The sequence below is a fragment of the Desulfococcus sp. genome, from assembly GCF_041737845.1.
Lineage (GTDB): Bacteria > Desulfobacterota > Desulfobacteria > Desulfobacterales > Desulfococcaceae > Desulfococcus.
Map to the genome: position 1 here is coordinate 38,140 of NZ_JBGSQX010000115.1, position 23,532 is coordinate 61,671.

Here is a 23,532-nt window from a genome sequence, read left to right on the forward strand (position 1 = left end):
AACCGGATCATGGCGGAGATACTGAAACGGGAATATCATCTGCTGACGCTCAAGGTGAGTCTCAATACCGCGGAACGTCCAACCCGCGTGACCTTTGAACTCGAGGGCCGAATTGAGGGCGAATTTGACCGCATCGACGGATGGGAATTTTTCGCCGACGAGATGGGACTGCCGGAGCGCCTGGAGTTTCGCAAGACCCTCTACGGGGGATACGAATTCAGCCTTCCCGACGGCCTGCTGGACGCCCTGCGGTTGGCCGTCGCGGGCACGGCTCCCGAGGGGCGGCCCCTGTGGCTGCACCTGGTGAAGCCTTACGGCTATCTCGGCATGGTCCCCTGGGAGCGGCTGATGCAGCCGGCCCTCAAGGTTCCCATCCTCCGGCTTCCGGATTTTCTGGCCGATCCGCCCCGGGAAACGCCGTCAGTGCTGGATGCGGTCCTGTGCAGCAGTCTCCCTGCGGCAAAGGAATCGTTCATGGTCATGGACCACCTGACACAGATGGTTGAAAAGATCCTTTCCGCGGTGCCTCGCCGGACCACCATCCATATCTTCACCGATCGGGAGTGGTATCCTGCTCTTGAACATCGCATGCAGGAGATGGGCCTTCTCGGAGGGCCGGTAAAGCTCCATAACCCCGAAAACGCCGGGGCATACGCCGCTCCTGAAGCCACCTTGAAGGTCAACGACCGCCCGGGCAGGATCGAAAACCCCTGGCTGCTGTGGATTCGCGACGCCCTTGAAGGGCACAGCATCGATATTGCTCATTTTGTCTGTCACGGCTTCCTCTCGCGGGACCGGGGGGCCCTCGCCCTCTCGGAAACCCCGTTACGGAACGAGGACCGGAACACGGCAAGATTTGTGGGCGCCGCCGAACTGACCACCTTTCTGACCCAGACCGGCGCCTGGTCTGCGGCATTCAGCTCTCCCGAACAGAACTACTGCCAGATGGGCCTGCGGCAGATCGCCGATGCCATTGCCCAGTTGCGGCCCGGCCCGGTCATCCACCACGAGATCCCCCTAGATTTCGACGGCGAGGCCCTGGCCGGGATTTACCGCTTTCTGTTCGGGCCGGCCCCTCAGCCCCCTCCGGCCAGCCCGGCGCTGTTCACCTACTGTCATCCGTCCCGGGTGACCGGAAAACCGAAGGCCCGCACCCTGGCCCGCGTTGCATTTCAACGGATCGTGGATGCCGCAAATGACGTGCCGTCTCACCCCCTCTTGAAAAAAATCTTTAAAGCAGATGAAAACGTGCCCTCCTGGATCGCCGCCTCCCAGCGCTTCATCGAACAACAGAACCTGAATCTCCTCAAACTGACGCACGAAGCGGGGTCGGAAACGGGAAAGACCACCGAAGGGCTTCGGGAAACTTTGAAGCAGATTCAGGATGTTATTGCCAAGGTGGCCGACACCACCCGACGGGGAGACAAGCCATGAGCAACCGAACCATCGTGGCCATTGAACCGAGTTTCGACGCGGCGGCTAGCATCCGACTGATCAAGGCCCCGGCCAACTTCATCGGGGCCCTTATCCCCCAGCGTTTTGACTGCGATACGGCACAGATGCCGGCATGGTCCCAGCCCAACGCCGTCACGGCTTACGGCCAAGAAATCTTCACCCGGCTCAAAACCCATCCGGCGATCCGTTCCGCGCTGGACACGGCGCTGCTTGCGCCCACCGGCCAGGTGCGTCCCCTGTATTTCAAGGTCGATGTCAACGATGCGGAAAGAATATGCTGGGAGACCCTGTGCGACGACCACGGGCAGTTTCTCGCCCTGGACCGTCGCTGGCCCATCGCCCGAATGGCCGATTCGGTAGCCGACCGGCAGTGGATCGAACCTGAGTTCAGCCCGCCGCTGAGGATCCTGGCGTTCATTGCCGCCCTGGGAATCGACGGCCTGCCCGAGTGGGAATCGCTGCGAAAGGCCGTCGACAAGGGGCGGAAAGACGGCCTGCCGATCGAAGCAAAGATTTTCGTGGGCGAGAAGTTGCTGCTCGATGCCATTCGGAATGAAATCATGAACCAGGGATTAACCGGAGTGCAGGTCGACCCCTTGCCGGATCGAACCATGGAGATCGAGGAGGCACTGGAGGCGTTCGCCCCCCACATCGTCCACTTTTTCTGCCACGGTTCCACCGCCCATGGCGTTTCGGAGCTTGAGCTGGCCACCCTCCTCGACAATCTGCAGCAGAATGCGGCGGGGTCCATCCGCCTGGAGGTCGATCAGCTGGCCGGCATGCCCGGAATGGGGCGGGTCTGGATGGTGACCCTCAACTGCTGCGAGGGGGGCCGGCCCACCAGCGACCTTCATTCCATGGCCCACAGCCTGGTCGCCTCGGGCATTCCCGCGGCCGTGGGATCACTGGAGCCGATCGACGCGGGGGATGCCCATGAATTCTGCGTCAGCTTCTATCCTGCGGTTTTTGACCGGTTGCAGAAGCAGCTCAAAACGATCCAATCCGGTCAGACAGTGGAGGTGGAGTGGGCGGAAACCCTGCGCCCCCCACGCACCGGCCTGTGTCAAAAACACCGGAACGACCCCGGCAATTTCCGCCAGTGGGCCCTGCCGGTACTCTACCTGCGCCCGGAACTCTTCCGGGTGAAGAAGGCAGACGGGGGGATCGATCCAAGAATCCTCGAACAGATGAAGGCCCGCGCCGAAATGGTCGCCAAGGCCCTGCAATCGCTGCCCCCGGAAACACCCAAGGCGGCCCGCGATCAATTGCTGGCCATCCTGGCGGATCTTCCCGAAGCGCTGCGCCCGGACCGCAACGGCAATTTTTCCACCACCGGAGGATCCACATGAGGAACAAGATGAACTGGCCGACGACCCTGACCATCAACGCCTGGACCGGCCCCCAAGGGCAGCCCAGCGCACCGCTCGATCCCCATCAGGCCGCTTCCTGGGCGGTCAAGGGAAAGCTGCAGGAGATTCCGCGGCTGCTCGCGGCCCCTGAACCCGCGGACCTCCGCGACTGGTTCGACGCGGCGGTCGGCTGGGGCCTCGTGCTCCCGGAGAACGAGGGGGTTTCCGAAAAAGACCGGGCCCTGGCCCTCGACGCCCCGGAGCCGATCCGGGAGTTGGTCGCGGCCCGCAACCAGGCGCCCGTGTTCCGGTACCGGAAAGATCTGAACAACCGGTTTCTGCGCCGCTATTATGTCGACCATTCCCCCCGCGACATTGCCGTCAGCGGCTCACCGCGCGGCACGGGCGACCAGTGCCTCCCTCGTTACCTGCTCATCTACGGAACACCCGGGGAGGTTTCCTGGAGCCTGCAGTACGTCCTCAACAACGCCGCCTTTGTCGGCCGCATAGACCTCACGGGCGACGGACTCAAACGCTATATCGACGCGCTGCTGAACAACTGGGCGGAGGCTGCATGCCGCCCCGAGCAGCCGGTCGTCTGGGCGGTGGACCACGGGCATCCCGACATCACCTGGCTGATGCGCGGGGCAATCGCAACCCCGATTGCGAAAAAACTGGCCGAAGACAACCAGATCGGCGACAACCTGCGCTCCCTGGCCGGTGCCGACGCCACCTCCCAGTCCCTGTCCCGGACCCTCAAAGACCGCCGGCCGGCCCTGATCGTCACCACCAGCCACGGCATGACCGGCCCGCTCAACAACCCAACCCTCATGGCCCAACAGCTCGGCTGGCTGGTGGATCATGATTACGCCCTGTTAGACCCTGCTGCGCTGCTCAGCGAGTGGCAGCCCGACGGCGCCGTCTGGTATGCCCACGCCTGCTGCTCCGCCGGGAGCGACGACCAGTCCGGTTACCTGGGGCTTGTCGCCGAAGGCTCCACGGTAGCGGAGACGCTCGCCGCCGTCGCCGGCCTCGGCGCCCGGGTCGCCCCCCTGCCCAGACTGCTGCTCGGTGCGGAAAAACCCCTTCGGGCCTTCATCGGCCAGGTCGAACCCACCTTCGACTGGACCCTGCGCCAGCCCGAAACCGGCCAGGTGCTGACCGCCTCCCTGCAAAACGCCGTGTATAACCGGATGCACCGAAAGCGCCCGGAACCGGTCGGACTGGCATTTGAGGAATGCTACCGACACGTGGGGGAGCTTCTGTCTCAATGGAATCAGGCCCTGCGCCAGGTCGCCCGGGGCATCGAAGGCGCCGAACTCGCCGCCCTTCGCACCCAGCTCACCGCCCTCGACCGTCAGAGCATGGTCATCCTGGGCGATCCCACCGCATGCCTGCCGCCGTTGTAGTTTTCCCATCATCATCATCATCATCATCATCATCATCATCATCATCATCATGGAGCAGTGGACGCGGGGTCCAAACCCATACAAGCGACCAAAAGCCCTTGAGCCGTCGCCAGAGCCGCTCCAGCGTTGACGATGTCGTCGTTTCCCGGGTTTTACTGGAAGGAGTGACCGCTGCCTGGGGCGGCCAGTTTGGACAGGACGGAAACGGCAGGCTGCAGGTCCAACGCCATGAAACAGAGAAGAGGTTCGCGTGAAAACAACGGAACATGGGTGCCGGCTGTGCGAAGAGCATTGGCATGCCTTGGAAGTTCAGGCGGTTTATGATGAGCTTCAATCCGGGCCGGACGGCCTGGAAACGGAGGAGGCGCTGCACCGCCTTTCGTTCTACGGACCCAACACCCTGCCCACCCGGGAGCCTCCGACGATCTGGGCCATCCTTCTCCATCAGGTGCTCAACCCTCTGATCTTCATCCTGCTGGCGGCCGCTGTCGCCTCCGTTGCCATCGGAGAAGCCGCCGACGCGATCTTCATCCTGATCGTCATCGCCCTGAACAGCGGACTGGGGACCTACCAGGAATATCAGGCCGAAAAAAGCGCCGCCGGCCTGCAGCGACTGCTCAAGATCACGGCACGGGTCCGCCGCGCCGGCAGGGAGATGGACATCCCGGCGGAAAAGGTGGTGCCCGGCGACATCGTGCTGCTGGAATCGGGCAACAAGGTGCCGGCCGACCTTCGCCTGATTAAGACCAACAGCCTCGCGGCCGATGAGAGTTTCCTGACCGGCGAATCCCTGGCCTCTGAAAAAGCCGCGGCGACCCTGCCAAAGGACACCGGGGTGACTGACCGCAGCAACATGGCCTTTGCCGGATCGACCGTCACCTCCGGCAGAGGAACCGGGATCGTTGTCGGCACCGGCACCGAAACACAGGTCGGCATCATCGCCCGGACCGTAACCGAATCGGAAAGCGGCAAGCCCCCGCTGGTTCTCCGGATGGAACGGTTCGTCAAGCACATCAGCATCCTGGTACTGGGGATCAGCGCGGGTCTCGCGCTTCTCCTGTGGACCCACGGCCAGGATCTCGCGGCGATCTTCTTTTTCGTGGTGGCCTTAGCGGTTTCGGCCATCCCCGAGGGGCTTCCCGTGGCGTTGACCGTGACCCTTTCCATCGCCACCAAGCGTATGTCCGGCCGCAGCGTCATCGTGCGCAAACTCACCGCCGTGGAAAGCCTGGGAAGCTGCACGGTGATCGCCAGCGACAAGACCGGGACCCTGACGGTCAACCAGCAGACGGCCCGCATCATCGCTTTTGCGGACTTGCAAGCCTTCGATCTTTCCGGAGAGGGCTATAACGGAGAGGGAAGCGTCTCGGCGGCCGACGAAGATGGAAAGGTTTCCGAAGCCGCTCAGGATCGTCTGAAGCAACTGGCAGAATTGGCGATTCTGACCAACGAAGGGTCACTCGCCAAGGAAAATGGAGACTGGAAACACCAAGGGGACGCAATGGACGTGGCGTTTCTTGCCATAGGATACAAGCTGGGCCTGAATCCGGCAAAGATCAGAGACCAGCTCAGCGTGACGGGCCAAATCCCTTATGAATCCGAGCGCAAGTTTTCGGCGGCCTTCTATGACAAGGATGGCTCCGGACGCTTGGCTGCCAAGGGGGCCGTGGAGACGATCCTCGATTTTTGCGGGAAGATGCTGCAGGATGGGACGCCGGCAGACCTCGACCGAGAGCGCATCGAGCGGCAGGCACAAACCCTCGCGGAAAATGGACTGCGTGTCCTGGCCGTGGCCGACGGTGAAACCCGGTCGACCGGAGACGGCACACCCCCGGAGGAAGCGCTGCTTTCCGGGCTGATCTTTCACGGATTGGTGGGATTCATCGATCCCCTGAGACCGGAGGCCGCAGCGGCTGTAAAGACCTGCAAGACAGCCGGCATCCAGGTCATGATGATCACCGGGGATCATCCCGCCACGGCCGGGGCCATCGCCGGGGAACTGGGCCTGTCCGATCACGATGAGCCGGTGGTGACCGGGATGCAGTTGAGCGAGGCCGGAACCCCGGACAGCCCGGCTTTCGAAAAAATGGTTTCATCCACCCATGTATTCGCCCGGGTGTCTCCCACCCAGAAGCTGGAAATCGTCGATGTGCTGATCCGGCGGGGGGAATTTGTGGCGGTTACCGGGGACGGGGTCAACGACGCCCCGGCCCTGCGGCGCGCCAACATCGGCGTGGCCATGGGCTCGGGAACGGACGTGGCCAAGGAGGTGGGGTCCATGATCGTCGCCGACGACAACTTCGCCTCCATCGTGGCCGGTGTGGAGGAGGGACGGTTTGCCTACGACAACGTGCGCAAGGTGATTTACCTGCTCATCTCCACCGGCGCGGCCGAAGTCCTGATGTTCGTCACGGCGATCCTGGCGGGACTGCCCATCCCGCTGCTGGCGGTGCAGATCTTGTGGCTCAACCTCGTCACCAACGGCATTCAGGATGTGGCCCTGGCCTTTGAAGGCGGGGAGCCGGGCGCCATGAAACGCCCGCCCCGAAAACCGGAGGAAACCATCTTCGATCCGCAAATGGTCTGGCAGACCCTCGTTTCGGGGATTACCATCGGCACCCTCGCACTTGGATACTGGTTTTGGATGGTGCGTGTGGAAATGATGGACGAGACCGTCGCCCGCAATCTCGTCCTGCTCTTTATGGTCCTGCTCCAGAACGTGCATGTGTTCAATTGTCGTTCGGAGTCGATATCCGCCTTCAAGGTTCCCCTCCGGCGGAATATCTTCCTGGTCCTGGGGGTGATCGCCGCTCAGGGCATCCATCTTCTCAGCATGCATCTGCCCTTCATGCAGAATATCCTGGGGACCCGGCCGGCGAGGTTCACGCATTGGCTCCTGTTGCTGGCGATGGCTTCATCGGTGTTGCTGGTGATGGAGGTCTTCAAGTGGACCAGAAGCCGGTGAGGCAGGTTTTGGAAACCTTATGGAACCAGGCGATTGTGAAGAGAGAAACGTCAGATTGGTAGACAATAATTAATAACGATCGATCCGCCGGACTGCAATGGGGGCAATTCCTGAAGCAGCGAAGGCAGTTGGAGGATTGCCATGTTTTTTAAAGCCGATTCATGCCGCCTGCTGGACAACCCGGCAGGCCCCGCCGCCCAAAGGTTTGCCCACTACGACGATTTTTTGAATCACAACCACCAGGCGCTGCGCCACCTCGCCGAACTGGAGATGCTGGATCGGGGAGACGGTCTGGCAACCCTGGCATCCATTCAGCGCCGGGCCGCCGATCTCCTGGAGGAGGTTTCCGGGCTCGTCGAGGCGATCCGCGGGCTGGCCGGGGATCGCTATCCGGAGCTGCCGGAGGTCTTCAAGAGGGTCGCGGGGGATCTGGCCCCCCTGATGAAACGAGAGCGCAATCCCATCCAGGGCCCGCTGGTACTCCCCTTCCCGATGCTGGAAAGCGGGCATCTTCCCCTGGCCGGCGCCAAGGCGGTCAACCTGGCGCTGATCCGGAACCGGTTGGGCTTCCCCGCGCCCGACGGCTTCGTCGTCACCACGGCGGCCTTCGATCTGTTCCTTCGGGAAAACCGGCTGCTGGAGGCCATAGATGACATGCTGGCGGTCTTCGACCCGGACGCAGACGACATCGAGGAGGAATGCCGCCGCATCCGGGAAAGGATCCTCGAGGCCCCCCTGCCGGAGGTTTTAACGGAAGCGCTCCACGGAGCCTACCGGGAACTTGCCGACCGCCATGGCGGCTTGCCGGAACTGGCCATGCGCAGCAGCGCCGTGGGGGAGGATACCGAGGCGTCTTTTGCCGGCCAGTATACCAGCGTCCTTCCGGTCAACCGGGAAGAGATCGATTCGGCCTACAAAACCGTCCTGGCCGGCAAGTACACCCCGCGCGCCATCGTCTATCGGCTGCGCTACGGTCTCACCGACGCGGCCACCCCCATGGCGGTGGCCGCCGTGATCATGATCCGGCCCAGGGCCAGCGGCGTACTCTATACGCTGGACCCGGCCCGTCCGATCGCCGGCCAGGCCCGCATCGACGCGGCATCCGGTCTGGGAGAGCAGGTGGTGGGGGGGACCGTTTCGCCGGACGTCTTTCTGGTGGATCGAAATCCGCCGGCTATCCGCCGGCGCAGCATCCCCCCCGGGGGACAGGCCCCCGAGGCCGAGGAGTCGACCCCCGCCATCTCCGATTCAACCGCTCTGGCGCTGACTGCGGCGGGGCTGAAGATGGAAGACCATTTCGGGTCTCCTCAAGATATCGAATGGGCCGAGGACATGCAGGGGGAACTGGTTTTTCTGCAGGCCCGGCCCCTCGGGATTACCGCAGCGGCCGGCAAGGCCGGCGCACCGGATACTTCCGGATTGACGCTGCTGCTGTCGACCGGCCAGACGGCTTCCCCCGGAGGGGTCTCGGGAGTCGCGGTTCATGCCCGGGCCGGGTTGAAGGCGGAAGCCCTCGAAAAAGCCATTCTGGTGTCCCGAACGGCGTCGCCCGACCTTGCGCCCCTCATGGGGCGGGTGCGCGGGCTGATCACGGACCTGGGCGGGGTGGCCAGCCACCTGGCATCGGTGGCCCGCGAACACCATGTCCCGGCCCTCATGGACACCCGCACGGCCACAATGGAGATCCCCGACGGCCGGGAAATCACCCTGCTCGCGGATGAGGGAAAGGTTTACGCCGGCCTGGTGCCGGACCTGGAACGGAAGCTCCCGGACCGGGACACGGATGAGAATCCGGGCACCATCGGCCGCCATCTCCGGGACATCCTGGACCGGATCTCCCCGCTCAACCTGACCGACCCCGATGCGCCGGAGTTCACCCCGAAGGGGTGCCGAACCCTTCACGATCTGATCCGCTTCGCCCATGAAATGGTCATGGTGGAAATGTTCAACCTTTCCAGGCTTGCCGACAAATCCGTGGTCTCCCAAAAAATGAACGCCAACATCCCCCTGTCCCTCTATTTCATCGATCTGGGCGGGGGACTGGCTCCCGGCCTGACCACCTGTGATGAAATTCTCCCCGAACACATCCGATCGGGACCGATGACGGCCCTGTGGCGCGGATTCACCCATCCTGGAGTCACCTGGTCCGGAGACGTGGGCATCAGTGCGGGCAATTTCATGGCCCTCATGGCCGGGAGCATCGGCCCCGGAGGCATGGCTCCCCGCAGCGTGGATTCCTACGCCCTGGTATCCCGCGACTATCTCAACCTCAGCGTCAAATTCGGGTATCACTATGCCAACCTCGAAGCGCTCTGCTCGGACGACCTCAACGCCAACACCCTGACGCTTCAGTTTTCCGGCGGAGCCGGCACCGGGACGGGCAAGGCCCTGCGCATCGAGTTTCTGTCCGAGGTCCTGACCCGTCTGGGATACACGGTGGAGATCCATGGCGATATGCTCCAGGCGGGGCTCAAGGGGCTGGATTGCCCCGCCATGGAAGACGTGCTCGACCAGACGGGCCGGCTGCTCGGCTGCAGCCGCCTGCTCGATCTGGCCATTCCGAACCAGGCCGAAGTACAAACCCTGACCGAACTCTTCTTCCAGGGGGACTATGATTTTCTCGGCCGTTCTGAAGCGCGGCTTCCCGGCTTTTATGCATCGGTGGGAGAATGGTCGATAACGGAACTCGACGGGGAGGAGGTCATCTTCCAGGACGGATCGAGCATGGGCGGAACGGTCTCCTGCGCGCTCCACAACACCCTGGAAACGGTCCTGGGTGGGCGGTATCGAAAATTCCTGGAAAACCGGCACGCTCTGCATTATTATCCCGTGTCGGTGAAACGGGGAGGCCGCCATGGGGACGGCCGCATCCTTGCCGATGCGCGAATCACGGCCGGTTGCGTCGACCTTGCCGCCGGACTGGCCTTCGGCATCTGGAATGTCGGCAACTGTCTGGTCCTGGCGGCCGATGCCGCCGCCGGGGAACTTCAGCTTCTGGAGTTTATCAACAACGTCCGCCATTTTCGGGAACGCATCCCCACCGACATTCCACTGGATCAGTGGCTGCAGCTCGAAGTGTCGGTGAAGGCAAATGAGATCACCGGCCGTCTGGGAGGCCGGGCTCTGTTGCGATTCACCGCCCCAAAAGCCGTTTCAGGCTATATGGGATTGTGGAGCAAGGGGGACACCACGGCCTGTTTTCGGAATCTGAATTCAATCGACGCCCAAGATGAGGAGCAGGAAAGATGACCGGGGATCAACTGGCGGTTTTTGGGATTCTTTCAGTGACGCTTACGCTGTTTGTATGGGGCCGGTGGCGCTACGACCTGGTGGCCCTGGCGGCCCTGCTGCTGGTCTTTATCGCCGGCCTGGTGCGGGCGGATCAACTGTTCCTGGGCTTCGGCCATCCGGCGGTCGTGACCGTGGCCGCCGTGCTGGTCATCAGCCGGGGACTTCTCAATGCCGGCGTCATCGACGCCCTGTCCCGCCAACTGGCCAAGGTGGGCACCCGGCCCATGGCACAGGTGGCGGCCCTCACGGCCCTTGTCATTGTGAGCTCCGGATTCATGAACAACGTCGGGGCGCTTGCGCTCTTGATGCCCGTGGCCATCTGGATGTCGCGCCGAAGCGGGCGCTCGCCGTCCCTTCTCCTCATGCCCCTGGCGTTCGGCTCCCTGGTCGGGGGCCTGATCACCCTCATCGGGACCCCGCCCAATATCATCATCGCCCTCTTCCGGGAGGAGACGGGAAAGCCCGCCTTCGGCATGTTTGACTTCACCCCCGTGGGCGCGGGCGTGGCCCTGGCCGGACTCCTGTTCATTTCCCTGGTCGGCTGGCGGCTCACCCCCCGGCGGGAAGGCCAGAACGCGCCGGAGGAGCTGTTTGCGATCGACAGCTACATCAGTGAGATCCTGATTCCCGAGGATTCCAGATTCGTCGGTCAAACCGTCTTCCACCTGACCTCCGCCATGGCGGAGGAGACGGAAGCCACGGTGGTGGATCTCGTCCGCGACGGCCGCCACCGTCCGGCGCCGTCCTGGTACGAGATCATCCAGGCCGGGGATATTCTCATGGTCGAGGCCGCACCCGAGGACCTGAAGACGCTCATCGACGGACTGGGAGTGAAGCTGGCCGAAAGTAAAAGTCATCCGATGGCGACCCTGGGATCGGAGGATGTCCGGCTTCTTGAAGCCGTCGTCCCCATGGATTCATCTCTTGTGGGCAAGACCGCGGCCAGCCTGCATCTTCGCAACAATTACGGGGTCAATCTTCTGGCCATTGCCCGCCGTGGGCGGCGGCTGGAGCGGCAGTTGGGTCAGACGCCCCTGGTCATCGGCGATATCCTTCTGCTCCAGGGAACCGACACATCCCTCCAGTCAATGCTCAAGCACTTCACCTGCCTGCCGCTGGCAGAGCGGGGCCTTCGCATGGGGGAACCCTCCAGACTCTTGACGGCCGTCGGGATTTTCGCCCTGGCCATGCTCCTTTCCACCTTCAACGTGCTGCCGGTCCAGGTCGCCTTTGTCTCCGCCTCGGTCGTCATGATCCTTGTGGGCCTGGTGCCCCTGAAGGAGATCTATGAAAGCATCGACTGGCCCATCATCGTGCTGCTGGGCGCCCTGTTCCCCCTGGGCCACGCCCTGGAAAGCACCGGCGGGGCCAGACTGATCGCTGAAAAACTGCTGATCCTGTCCGGATATCTTCCACCTATGGGAACCCTGGCGGTGCTTCTCACGGGGACCATGCTGCTCTCCAACGTGGTCAACAATGCCGCCGCCGCCGTCCTCATGGCGCCCATCGCCCTCACCCTCGCGGAGGGAATGGCGGTTTCGGCGGACCCCCTGCTGATGGCGGTGGCCGTCGGCTCGTCCTGCGCGTTTCTCACCCCCGTCGGCCATCAGTCCAATGCCCTGGTCATGGCCCCCGGGGGATATCAGTTCGGGGATTACTGGCGCCTGGGACTTCCGCTTTCCCTGGTGGTCGTTGTGGTCGCCGTGCCGCTCATCCTGTTTTTCTGGCCCATGGCACCGATATGACCCCGTTCATAAAACCGATCCGGGGGATGTTTTTCCAGGGGGCTGTTTCACGGCTCACTAAGACGGCAACCCCCGGGTTGTCATATGATTTTCAATGAGGAGGAAAACAAAATGGAAAAATTGCACGTACGTGATCTCATGGTTCCCGCAGACAAGTTTCCGAGGATTTCCAGCCACGCGAGTTTTTACGAGGCGCTTGCGGCTTTGGAGACCGCTCAGGAAAAATATCTGTCCGGAGAATCGGAGCAACGAATCCTTCTGGTTGAGGATGAGAAGAAAAAGATCGTGGGAAAACTCAGCCCCATGGATCTGCTGCGCGGACTGGAAACAAACTATTCCAGGGTGGATACCGAAAAGACGCTCTCTCGCTTTGGGTTTACCGGTATCTTGGAGTCCATCCGGAAGGACTACCATCTCTGGGAAAATCCATTCAAGGATCTCTGCCGGAAAGCCGAAGCCGTCCAGATAAAAGACTTCATCAAGGGCATCTCCGAGGGACAATCTGTTGGCGTGGAGGATCCCATGGCCAAGTGCTTCCATCTGTTTGTCATGAATCGGCATGACGCGCTTTTCGTTTTTGAGGCCGATCGGATTGTCGGGCTGCTGAGGTTTTCAGATGTCTATCGGGAGGTTTCCAGCACCATGAAAGAATGCCATATGGAAGCGATTCAGAAATAGGGAATTGTCCAGCAGGGAGGCACCATGACCTATGTGCCCTTGATTTTAGGTGCTGCATTCATTCTCGGCGCCGGTGCACATGCTCGTGACGGTCATCGTTTTCGGTGCGGCTATCGATAGGATGGGCAAGAACGGGATAGGGGATATGGCCCAGACGGGATGGGCATCGGCGCTGCTGGTTGCCTTTGCCCTAGATTTTTCCAGATCACGAAATCAAACCTTCGGATGGTGGTTGGTCATGACCCGGGGGGTACGAAATGTTCACACCCCTTTTTGCGAGAATATCAATTGAATTTGGTGAGGTGATGTCAGAAAAACACACGAACGACAACAAAAGCTCCGGCACGCTTGGCACTTTTGCAGGCGTGTTTACGCCGAGCATCTTGACCATCCTGGGCATCATCCTTTTCTTGCGCACAGGCTACGTGGTGGGCAGCGCCGGCCTCGCCCGTTCGCTGATCCTCATCGGCGTCGCCAACCTCATCTCCATTCTGACCAGCGTGTCGCTGTCGGCGGTGGCCACCAACCTCAAGGTCAAGGGAGGCGGCGACTATTACCTGATTTCACGCACCCTCGGCCTGGAATTCGGCGGCGCCATCGGCATCGTCCTTTTCCTGGCCCAGGCCGTGTCCATCGCTTTTTACTGCATCGGATTTGGTGAGGCCCTCGCCGCGGCGCCCGCTTTATCCGCCCAGGAAATTTCCCCGCGGATCATTGCCGCGGCAGCCGTTCTTTTTCTTTTCGTTTTTGCATGGATGGGGGCGGACTGGGCGACCCGGTTTCAATACGTGGTCATGGCCCTGCTTGCCGCCGCCCTGGTATCCTTCTTTGTCGGGGGGATTTCCCGATGGAATGCGGCGATTTTCAGCGCGAACTGGGCCGCCCCCCCGGATGCCCCGCCGTTCTGGGTCCTGTTCGCCCTTTTTTTCCCGGCCGTAACGGGGTTCACCCAGGGGGTGAGCATGTCCGGAGATCTGAAAGATCCCTCCAAAAGCCTTCCCCTGGGCACCTTTTTGGCGGTCGGCACCTCCATTCTGGTCTATTTCGGTGCCGCGGTGGTGTTTTCCGGAGCGCTTCCCCATCCGGACCTGACCGCCGATTACACCGCCATGAACCGCGTCTCCCGCTTCCCCGGACTCATCGATGCCGGGGTCATCGCCGCGACACTCTCCTCGGCCATGGCATCCTTTCTGGGGGCGCCCCGAATACTGCAATCCCTGGCTTCGGACCGAATCTTCCCCTTTCTCTCGCCCTTCGCCAAGGGCGCCGGTCCGACGGACAACCCCCGCCGCGCAGTGCTCCTGGCGGCAGCAATCGGCTGCCTGACCATCGCGATCGGAAACCTGAATTTGATCGCCCCGGTGGTTTCCATGTTTTTTCTGATTTCCTACGGCCTGCTCAACTATGCCACCTACTACGAAGCCCGAACCTCCAGCCCTTCTTTCCGTCCGAGCTTCAAGTGGTTCGATCAACGTCTCAGCCTGCTCGGCTTCCTGGCCTGTCTCGGCGCAATGCTGGCCATAGATCCTTCCATGGGCGTGATCGCCATATCGATTTTGTTTGCCATTTTTCAATACCTCAAACGCACGGCGGGGCCGGCCCGCTGGGCCGACAGTCGACGCGCCCATCATCTCCAACAGATCCGAGAAAACCTTCTGGCCGCCACTGTTTCCCCCGAACACCCCAGGGATTGGCGACCTCAAATTCTGGCCTTCTCAGACGATCCCCAGAGACGGCCGCGCCTCTTGCGACTGGCAGGTTGGCTTGAGGGCGGCAGCGGGCTGACAAGGGTCGTTACGCTATTGGAAGGCAAGGACCTGCTGCTCGCCAAAATCAAGGAAGATGTGGAAAAACGGATGCAGCTTGACATCCGTGAGCACAACCCGGCTGCGTTTTCGCTCGTTCTCACAAGCAGGGATGCAGAGATCGCCGTTCACGCCCTGCTCCAAGCTCACGGAATCGGCCCCTTGCGCGCCAACATGATTCTGCTGAACTGGCTCGATCCGCAGAATAAGTCCGGAACCGGGTTTCGGGAGTACCTGTTTGGACGCCAGCTCAGGACTCTCCACCGATTGGGCTGCAATATCGGCGTGCTCCATGCCCGGCCCGATGCATGGGATCGACTGATGGAGACCGAGTCCGGTCAATCCCGTATCGATGTGTGGTGGTCCGGTGATGCCACGGGAAACCTCATGCTCCTTTTCGCTTACCTGATGACCCGGTCGGAGGCCTGGGAAGATGCTGCCTTGCGCGTACTGGCGTTTCATGACGACACACCGGAGGAAGATCAGAGAAAAAACATCCAATCAGTCCTGAGCGATGCCAGAATTGACGCCGAAATCGAGCTGGCAGCGTCCAGGGATGCTTCGGCCGTCATCGAATTATCGGCCCCATCGACGATCGTTTTTCTCCCGTTTCGTTTTCGCGGCAACCTGATCCAACTCCCGGTTGACGGTGCTGCCGAAGACCTGTTGCAGAAACTGCCGCCGGCGGTAATGATTTCAGCAGCCGAGGATATCGATTTGGGGGCTGAGCCGGAAGAGGGCGCCGCCGCCGAGTTGGCCGAGGCAAGGGACTTGCTGGACAAGAGGGACCAACTGGCCAAGGCGGCTGAAGATGAGGCGGCGGCATCCGGCAAATCCGCCGCAGTCGCCGAAGAAGAACTCCGAAAGGCCATGGCCTTGCCGGAAGCCGATCGAGATGAAGGCCAAATCAAAGCACTGATGGAGGAGCGGGATAACGCAGCTGCGGAAGCGGAAAAAGCCCGCCGGAGAGCGGCAAAGGCAAGAGCCAAGGCGGATCTGGCCCGCGAAACCGTCGAATCGGAAGCGGTCGAATTCAAAACGGAAACAGACGACGACGAAACTACCGACACCGCCCAAGGCGAGAAGAAAAAGAGATGACCGGAGATCAACTTGCGGTTTTTGCCATTCTTTCGGCAACGCTGGTGCTGTTTGTCTGGGGCCGGTGGCGCTACAATCTGGTGGCCCTGGCGGCCCTGCTGCTGGTCTTTATCGCCGGTCTGGTGCGGGCGGATCAACTATACCTGGGCTTCGGCCATCCGGCGGTCGTCACCGTGGCCGCCGTGCTGGTCATCAGCCTGGACTTCTCAATGAGCACCCGGCCCTAAGGGATTGGAAAGGGGAAGCGAACTTAGGTGTGTTGTTTGCAGGCGGGGCGCTGGGATGAATGAATGTGCGGAAGAATCGGATTTGGTTGTTCTCACGGCAGATAAAAATATGAAATTTGCAATAGAGGGACTGTTGAACCGAGCCCAATCCTTGGCCGTCCGTCCTATTTCCGCGGTTTACTAAATCCATCCGGAGAGCGATCCGGGTTGCCTGCTGCATGCCGATGCTTTCCTTCGCCCCTTTGTCAGACGATTTGCCCACGCCATTGTCATGTTTGATCGCGGGGGCTTTGGAAAAAAATCCCCAGGGCGGTTCTGGCCCGTTGCGAGTGGGGGCATGACGACTACAGCCTGCGGGTGGAGAATCTGCCCCAGGCGCCGCCGCCCAAGGGGCGGATGGGGTTGTTCGAAGAGGAGCCGGATTGATGGATGTGATTCTTTACCTCTCTGATGACGGTGCAGTGCAATTGGATGTTCAGTTGGAACGGGAAACCGTCTGGCTAAATCAGCGTCAAATGGCAGAACTTTTTGATAAAGACACAGACACCATCGGGCTGCACGTTCGCAACATCTACAACGAGGGTGAGTTGCCCCGCAAAGGAACTACCGAGGAATCCTCGGTAGTTCAAAATGAGGGGGGACGAAAGGTTCGCCGCCAGGTATCTTTTTACAACCTGGATGTTATTATTTCAGTAGGTTACCGGGTAAAATCCAAACGAGGCACCCAGTTTCGCCAGTGGGCCACGTGCGTGTTGCGCGAGCATCTGGTGCGCGGCTTCACCCTGAACGAAAAACGGCTCCAAGAACAGGCACAAAAACTCGAAAATCTGCGGCGCACCGTCGGCCTGTTGGAACAGACCTTGGTCCATCAGGCTATCGGCCTGGACGAGGCCAAGGGGCTTTTGCAGGTCATCACCGATTATGCTTATGCATTGACCACCCTGGATCGCTTCGATCATGGGACCCTGGCCATCGAGCAGACCACGCGTCCGGCGGCATACTTGATGACGTATGAGGCGGCCACAGAGATCGTCACGGCCATGAAAACCGGGTTTGGAGGACTCTTCGGACGGGAAAAGGACCAGGGGTTTAAAAGCGCCCTTGGGGCCATTTACCAGACCTTCGGCGGCGAAGAACTCTATCCCAGCATCGAGGAAAAGGCCGCCAATCTGCTTTACTTCGTGGTCAAGAACCACGCCTTCAGCGATGGCAACAAACGCATCGGCGCGGCCCTGTTCATTGCTTTTCTGGCCGGAAACAACGCGCTTTACCGAGGCGACGGCTCCAAGCGCATTGCCGACAACGCCCTGGTGGCCTTGACGCTGCTGATTGCCGAGAGCCGGCCCCGGGATAAAGAAACCATTGTCAAAGTGATCGTAAGCCTGATCAACCGCGCCAACGTGTAATGGGGGATACTGGAATGAATCGACATGTGAATGCCATCTCCGGGCGATTGAGCCAGCGGCTGTGCCGGGATAGGCGAATTTCAATTTACTTTTCATCCTAAGTTCTGGTACCCTTCCCGCCCAAGTCCTCCACCCGTCGGCTATGGCCTGCTTCACGGCTGTTTTTAGGCGATTGACGGCATTTTCAGCAAGTCCGCCCGGCATGGAGGGCATTTTTTATGAACCGGTCAATTTATGGGCAAAAAAAGCCCCTATTTTTTAAAAAGGTAACGAATATGGATGCCCAATACAGTGCCACCCTTGAAACCCTTGAAAAACTGCGCGCCGAATCCATGGCCGCAGGCGGTACCAAAAAAATGGATGCCCAGCACGACAGGGGCAAACTCAGCGCCCGGGAGCGGATCGACCTGCTGTTGGACGAGGGCAGCTTCGAGGAGTTCGACGTGCTCAAGACCGGCCGCGGCGGGGCATTGGGCGATGCCCAGACCTACGCCGGCGACGGGGTGATCACCGGCCACGGATCCATCGACGGACGCGAGGTGTTCGTATTCAGCCAGGATTTCACCGTCATCGGCGGCTCCCTGGGTGAGGCCCACGCCCAGAAGATCTGCAAGGTGATGGACCTGGCCGTCAAGGTCGGTGCGCCCATCATCGGCCTCAACGACTCGGGCGGGGCCCGCATCCAGGAGGGCGTGGACGCCCTGGCCGCCTACGGCGAGATCTTCCACCGCAACGTCGAGGCCAGCGGCGTCGTCCCCCAGATCTCCTGCATCATGGGGCCCTGCGCCGGCGGCGCGGTCTACAGCCCGGCCATCACCGATTTTGTCTTCATGGTGCAGGAATCCTCGTACATGTTCGTCACCGGGCCGACCGTGGTCAAGACCGTGACCCACCAGGAGATCACCTCGGAGGATCTGGGCGGTGCCGGGGTCCATTCCAAAAAGAGCGGCGTCTCCCACTTCATGGTCCCCAATGACGTGCTCTGCCTGCGGGAGGTCCGCCGCCTGATCAGCTACCTGCCCTCGAACAACCGGCAGCGCGGGCCCCTTCTGGATCTGCGGGATCCGTCGGACCGAATTGACCCGGCCCTCGACTACCTCATTCCCGAAAACCCCAACCAGACGTACGACATGAACGTGCTGATTTTCAGCATCCTCGACGGGGCCGAGTTCATGGAGGTCCAGTCGAGCTTCGCGCGCAACATCATCTGCGGATTCGGCCGCCTGGGGGGTCAGACCGTGGGGCTCGTAGCCAACCAGCCTGCGGTGCTGGCGGGGGTTCTGGACACCGACGCCTCGTTCAAGGCCGGCCGCTTTGTCCGGTTCTGCGACGCCTTCAACATTCCCCTCATCGCCCTGGTGGACGTTCCGGGCTTCATGCCCGGCCCCGACCAGGAGCACGGCGGGATCATCCGCCACGGCGCCAAGCTGCTCTATGCATTCACCGAGGCCACCGTGCCCCGCATCACCGTCATCGTCCGCAAAGCCTACGGCGGGGCCTATCTCGTCATGAACTCCAAGCACATCCACTGCGACGTCAACTACGCCTGGCCCTCGGCGGAGATCGCGGTCATGGGGCCCAAGGGCGCCGCCGAGGTGATCTACCGCAGGGAGATCCAGTCGGCCGAAAACCCCGAGGCTGTGCTGAATGAAAAGATGACCCACTACCGCCGCACCTTCGCCAACCCGTTTCTGGCGGCCCAGCGGGGCTATATCGACGACGTGATCTTCCCCCGCGACACCCGCCACCGGCTCATCCGAACCCTGCAGGTGCTGGAAGGCAAGGAAGCCAGAGGCCCCAAACGCAAACACGGAAACATTCCCCTGTGAGGCATCCCATGTTCGATAAAATTCTGATCGCCAACCGAGGCGAAATCACCGTCCGCATCATCCACACCTGCCGGCGGCTGGGCATCCGGTCCGTGGCCGTCTATTCCGACGCGGACAGCCGCAGCCTGCACGTGCAGATGGCCGATGAATCCGTGCGCATCGGCACCCCCCCCGCCCAGATGTCGTACCTCGACGCGGACAAGATCCTCTCCGCGGCCCTTGCAACCGGCTGCCGGGCCGTCCACCCCGGGTACGGCTTTCTGTCGGAGAACTCCGCCTTCGCCGGACGCGTCGCGGACGCCGGGCTGGTCTTCATCGGTCCGCCGGCCGACGTCATCGACACCATGGGCGACAAGATCGCCTCCAAGGCCCTGGCCGTCAAGGCCGGGGTTCCCATCATCCCCGGCCACGCGGAGGCCCTGACCGACGAGGAGGAGGCCCTGGCCGCGGCCGACGGCATCGGCTATCCCGTGCTGCTAAAACCCGCGGCCGGCGGGGGCGGCAAGGGAATGCGCATCGTCCGGAGGCCCGAGGAAATGAAGGCCGCCCTGGCTGCCAGCCGCCAGGAGACCCGCAAGGCCTTCGGCGACAGCCGGATCTTCATGGAGCGCTACATCGAGGGTCCGCGGCATGTGGAGATTCAGATCCTGGCCGACATCTTCGGCAACGTCGTCCACCTGGGGGAGAGGGAATGCTCCATCCAGCGCCGGTATCAGAAAATCATCGAGGAGTCGCCGTCTCCGGCCGTCTCCGAGGCCCTGCGGCAGCGCATGGGCCGGGCCGCCTGCGATCTGGCCCGCAAGGCCGGCTACGTCAACGCCGGTACGGTGGAGTTCGTGCTGGACGCCCGGGGGGAGTTTTTCTTTCTGGAGATGAACACCCGCCTCCAGGTGGAGCACCCGGTCACCGAAATGGTCACCGGCCTGGACCTGGTGGACCTCCAACTGCGGATCGCCCGGGGCCAGAAGCTCCCTTTCGACCAGGAGGGCGTAACCGTAAGCGGCTGGGCCATGGAAGCGCGGGTCTGCGCCGAGGACCCCGAACGGGGGTTCATCCCGTCCACCGGCATGATCACCCGCTACGCGGAGCCCAGGGGAAACGCCGTCCGGGTGGACAGCGGCGTCCAGACCGGCAGCAGCATCGGCGTCTACTACGACTCCATGCTGGCCAAGGTCATCTGCCATGGGAAAGACCGGGAGGAAGCCCGGGTCCGGCTTGTCGAGGCCCTGAACGGCTATCATATCGAGGGGGTCGTCACCAACATCGATTTTGCCAACAGCATACTCTGCCATCCGGAATTCGCCCGGGGCAATCTGACCACCGGCTTCATCGAACGTTATTTCGAGGGCAGCCAGCCCGCCATCCCCTCGGATCGGCGGGCGTTTGAGCTGGCGGCCCTGACGGCGGCCCTGATCTATCATGTCCGCACGGCGGCGGTGCGCGATTCCCTCCGCCCCATGGCATCCCGGATCGGCGGGAGGAAAGCCGTCGTGACTGCGCACCGCTACACCGTCCGGTCGGGGGACGAGGTGCTGGACCTGCGCCTCGAGGGCGCGACGTCGGGAAGATACTGGACCATTCGTGTGAACGAAAACGCCTACTCGGTGAAAACCCCCGAATTCGAGTTCTACCGGCGCAGGCTCAATCTCACCATCGACGGCAGGCTTCACCGCTTCCGGCTTCGGCTGGAGGAATTCTTTATTTTCGTCGCCTTCAGCGGCATCACCCGGGTGTTCGAGATCTATACCCCGAGGGAGTGGGCGCTCGTGAAATACATGCCCAAACGGGCCGAACACCCGGCGGACAACGTGCTCCTCTGCCCCATGCCCGGGCTGGTGGTGGGGGTGCCGGTCCAGCCGGGCGAACGCGTCTTCCGGGGCCAGACCCTGGTGGTGCTGGAATCCATGAAGATGGAGAGCGACGTGGCCTCGCCGGTGGACGGGCTCATCGAGGAGGTCTGCGGCACCGTCGGCCAGGCGGTGGAGGCGGGAGACGTCCTGATCCGGTTTCAGGCGTAACAAGGCCGGGCAAAGTCTATCGCTGTCACGCCCGGCTTTCCGGGCATGACAGCATTGAATGGCCATTACACCATGGCGGCCTGGATTTCCCGATGATACCCCAGATACCGATCCAGAGTCTTATCGTTTTTTCCATATTTGGGGATGGTTCGTAAAATCTCCTCGAAACGGCCTTCGGCCTCCCGTTCATCCTTGATAGGCACGATGCCGTCCGTGATAATGTCCACCAGCCGGTCGGCATATATAATGATTCGCTCTTCGAGGGTCGAAAGGGTGTAGTCCTTCACCGGCAGCCCCAGCTCGATTGCTTCTTCGGCACTGAGCCCGCCGCGGATATGCTTTTCCATCACCGCTGTGATCGTTGGAGGCAAGCCCACGGCCGCACCCATCTCAGCACCCAGCTTGCCATGCTCGATTTCGTGCGTCTTGGCTTTGCCCAGATCGTGAAAGAGGGCTCCCCGTCCGACGAGTTCCATGTCCAGGCCTTTTGGGATTCGCGATACGATTTCCAGGGCTTTTTCAGCCACCTTGACGCTATGGGCGATATCCTCCTCGGAAACGCCCGCCTGGCGCAGCAGGTCGATGTCGGCTTGATGAATCGAATAATGTGATGCCTCTACCGGTTGTCCGCTTTCGATCCAGTTTTTGAGACCGCCATCCAGAAAAGCGGCGTCGAAGCCTTCATTCCGAAGTCGATCCGTCACGGACTGGCTGACCGATCCGCCCTTAACGCAATACACCACAGCGCGCTTTCCAACCGGCAGCTGCTTGACCCAATCGCCGACCTTTTCGGGATCACGCCATACCGCACCCTTGATGGTCTTTGGATTGGCCTGGTAATCCGCCTCGCGGCGCACATCCAAAAGGGTCATCGGTTCTTCTTTTTCGAGGAGTTTACTGAGTTCATTAATATCGATGGTATGTGCCATGCTGTTTCTCCTTATTGATTTTTTTTTAGACAAAAAGTTTCCAGATCACTCCCGCGACCGCCCCGATGGGCACCAGGTAGTGGATGGGGAAGTGAAATTTCTGCAGCAGCACCAGTGATACGACCGCGGAAACCACCGCGAAAATGTCCACGCCGCCGTTGGGCAGAATCACTTTGTGCCCGAACCAGACCGCCAGGTTGAGGATCACGCCCACCACCGCGGCCGTGACGCCGGTAAGGGCCGCCTGGAGCCGCTGGTTTCCGGCCATGGCCTCGATAAAGGGCGCGCCGGCGAAGATGAAGAAAAAGCAGGGCAGGAAGGTGACATAGGTGGTCAGCAGAGCTCCAAAAATACCCGCCGTCAACGGGTTGAGTCCGCCGGGCAGGTTCCAGGCGGCCAGGAAACCGGCGTATTGGGTCACCATGATCAGCGGGCCGGGGGTGGACTCGGCCAGGCCGAGGCCAATCAGCATCTGCTGGGTGGAGAGCCAGCCTCTGGATACGGCCACGTCGGTGATATAGCTGAGCACGGCGTAAGCGCCGCCGAAGGTTACAAAGGCGGCCTTGGTGAAAAACAGGCCGATCTGGGTCAGGGTATCCCCGCCGCCGCGCCACATCCAAATGGCCCCCATCGGAATCACCCACAATACTAGACAGACGGCGAAAACCTTTACCACGTGACCGATGGAAGGCCGGGCGTTGTTTTGCCCCGCGGTGGATTCAACCTCGATTCGGCACTCGCGACTTTGCGGATCAAACCGACCTTTGCAAAAAACTTCAGGCATCGGTCGCTGCATGAGCAGACCGCCCAGCGCGGCCGCGGCCACGATATAGGGGAACGGCACCTTGAAAACGAAAATCGCCACGAAGGCCAAGGCGGCAAAACCATACAGAAATTTGTGTTTAAGCGCCTTTTTGCCGATGCGCAGCACCGCCTCGACGACCACGGCCACGACAACCGGCTGGATGCCGTAGAAAGCGGCCGCCACAGCCGGGATGTCGATGTGGGCCACAGCCAGGTAGCTGAGCAGCAGCATCACGAAGATGGAAGGAATCACGAACAGGGAACCTGCAGCAATGCCGCCCCACGTGCCGTGCAGCCGCCAGCCGATGTAGGTGGCCAGTTGCTGTGCCTCGGGTCCGGGCAGCAGCATACAGAAGTTAAGCGCGCGTAAAAACTGGTTCTCGCCGATCCATTTTCGCCTCTCCACCACCTCCTGGTGCATAATGGCGATCTGGCCGGCCGGGCCGCCGAAGCTGATGAAGCCCAGCTTTGTCCAGAACCTGAGGGCTTCCTTGAACGGAATCGTAGTCGCCAACGGTTTCATT

The 23,532-nt window shown here is 61.5% G+C and carries 14 protein-coding genes; 12 read left to right on the top strand and 2 right to left on the bottom strand.

The window, feature by feature from the left end:
• The first annotated feature begins 9 nt into the window (after positions 1–9).
• From ACEW8N_RS13245 to ACEW8N_RS13300, 12 genes are all read left to right on the top strand, one after another.
• A complete protein-coding gene (locus ACEW8N_RS13245; RefSeq protein ID WP_373500306.1) occupies positions 10–1,434 on the top strand; it encodes a hypothetical protein in 1,425 nt (474 codons plus the stop codon).
• Positions 1,431–2,804: a CHAT domain-containing protein gene (locus ACEW8N_RS13250; protein WP_373500307.1), complete on the top strand. Its 1,374-nt coding sequence runs from the start codon at positions 1,431–1,433 to the stop codon at positions 2,802–2,804. Before ACEW8N_RS13245 ends, ACEW8N_RS13250 begins: the two co-directional genes overlap by 4 nt.
• Positions 2,801–4,213 (top strand): hypothetical protein, encoded by a 1,413-nt coding sequence (locus tag ACEW8N_RS13255; RefSeq protein WP_373500308.1) that lies wholly within the window; start codon positions 2,801–2,803, stop codon positions 4,211–4,213. The genes ACEW8N_RS13250 and ACEW8N_RS13255 overlap by 4 nt, the downstream gene beginning before the upstream one ends.
• A 250-nt stretch (positions 4,214–4,463) precedes the next feature.
• On the top strand, positions 4,464–7,178 hold the full coding sequence (locus ACEW8N_RS13260; RefSeq protein ID WP_373500309.1) for a cation-translocating P-type ATPase: 2,715 nt from the start codon (positions 4,464–4,466) through the stop codon (positions 7,176–7,178).
• Between the two features lie 141 nt (positions 7,179–7,319).
• Entirely contained in the window at positions 7,320–10,427 is a 3,108-nt protein-coding gene (locus ACEW8N_RS13265) for a PEP/pyruvate-binding domain-containing protein (RefSeq protein WP_373500310.1), read from the top strand.
• Entirely contained in the window at positions 10,424–12,214 is a 1,791-nt protein-coding gene (locus tag ACEW8N_RS13270; protein ID WP_373500311.1) for an SLC13 family permease, read from the top strand. Before ACEW8N_RS13265 ends, ACEW8N_RS13270 begins: the two co-directional genes overlap by 4 nt.
• Positions 12,215–12,325: 111 nt before the next feature.
• The gene (locus tag ACEW8N_RS13275) at positions 12,326–12,892 is read left to right on the top strand and encodes a CBS domain-containing protein (protein ID WP_373500312.1); all 567 of its coding nucleotides are present in this window, start codon (positions 12,326–12,328) and stop codon (positions 12,890–12,892) included.
• 305 nt (positions 12,893–13,197) lie between these two features.
• Positions 13,198–15,795: an amino acid permease gene (locus tag ACEW8N_RS13280; RefSeq protein WP_373500313.1), complete on the top strand. Its 2,598-nt coding sequence runs from the start codon at positions 13,198–13,200 to the stop codon at positions 15,793–15,795.
• On the top strand, positions 15,792–16,022 hold the full coding sequence (locus ACEW8N_RS13285; RefSeq protein WP_373500314.1) for a hypothetical protein: 231 nt from the start codon (positions 15,792–15,794) through the stop codon (positions 16,020–16,022). The genes ACEW8N_RS13280 and ACEW8N_RS13285 overlap by 4 nt, the downstream gene beginning before the upstream one ends.
• Before the next feature lie 425 nt (positions 16,023–16,447).
• Entirely contained in the window at positions 16,448–17,428 is a 981-nt protein-coding gene (gene rhuM, locus ACEW8N_RS13290; RefSeq protein WP_373500315.1) for a RhuM family protein, read from the top strand.
• Positions 17,429–17,703: 275 nt separating this feature from the next.
• Complete coding sequence (locus ACEW8N_RS13295; protein WP_373500316.1) at positions 17,704–19,257, top strand: acyl-CoA carboxylase subunit beta; 1,554 nt, start codon at positions 17,704–17,706, stop codon at positions 19,255–19,257.
• 8 nt (positions 19,258–19,265) lie between these two features.
• Positions 19,266–21,275, top strand: a complete 2,010-nt coding sequence (locus ACEW8N_RS13300; protein WP_373500317.1) for an acetyl-CoA carboxylase biotin carboxylase subunit — start codon at positions 19,266–19,268, stop codon at positions 21,273–21,275.
• Between the two features lie 65 nt (positions 21,276–21,340).
• Here ACEW8N_RS13300 and ACEW8N_RS13305 read toward each other — a convergent pair whose 3' ends face one another.
• Together ACEW8N_RS13305 and chrA are read right to left on the bottom strand one after the other, a co-directional pair.
• Positions 21,341–22,204, bottom strand: coding sequence for an HDIG domain-containing metalloprotein (locus ACEW8N_RS13305; protein ID WP_373500318.1), 864 nt, complete (start codon positions 22,202–22,204; stop codon positions 21,341–21,343).
• A gap of 25 nt (positions 22,205–22,229) precedes the next feature.
• On the bottom strand, positions 22,230–23,531 hold the full coding sequence (chrA, locus tag ACEW8N_RS13310) for a chromate efflux transporter (RefSeq protein ID WP_373500319.1): 1,302 nt from the start codon (positions 23,529–23,531) through the stop codon (positions 22,230–22,232).
• Position 23,532: the final 1 nt, after the last annotated feature.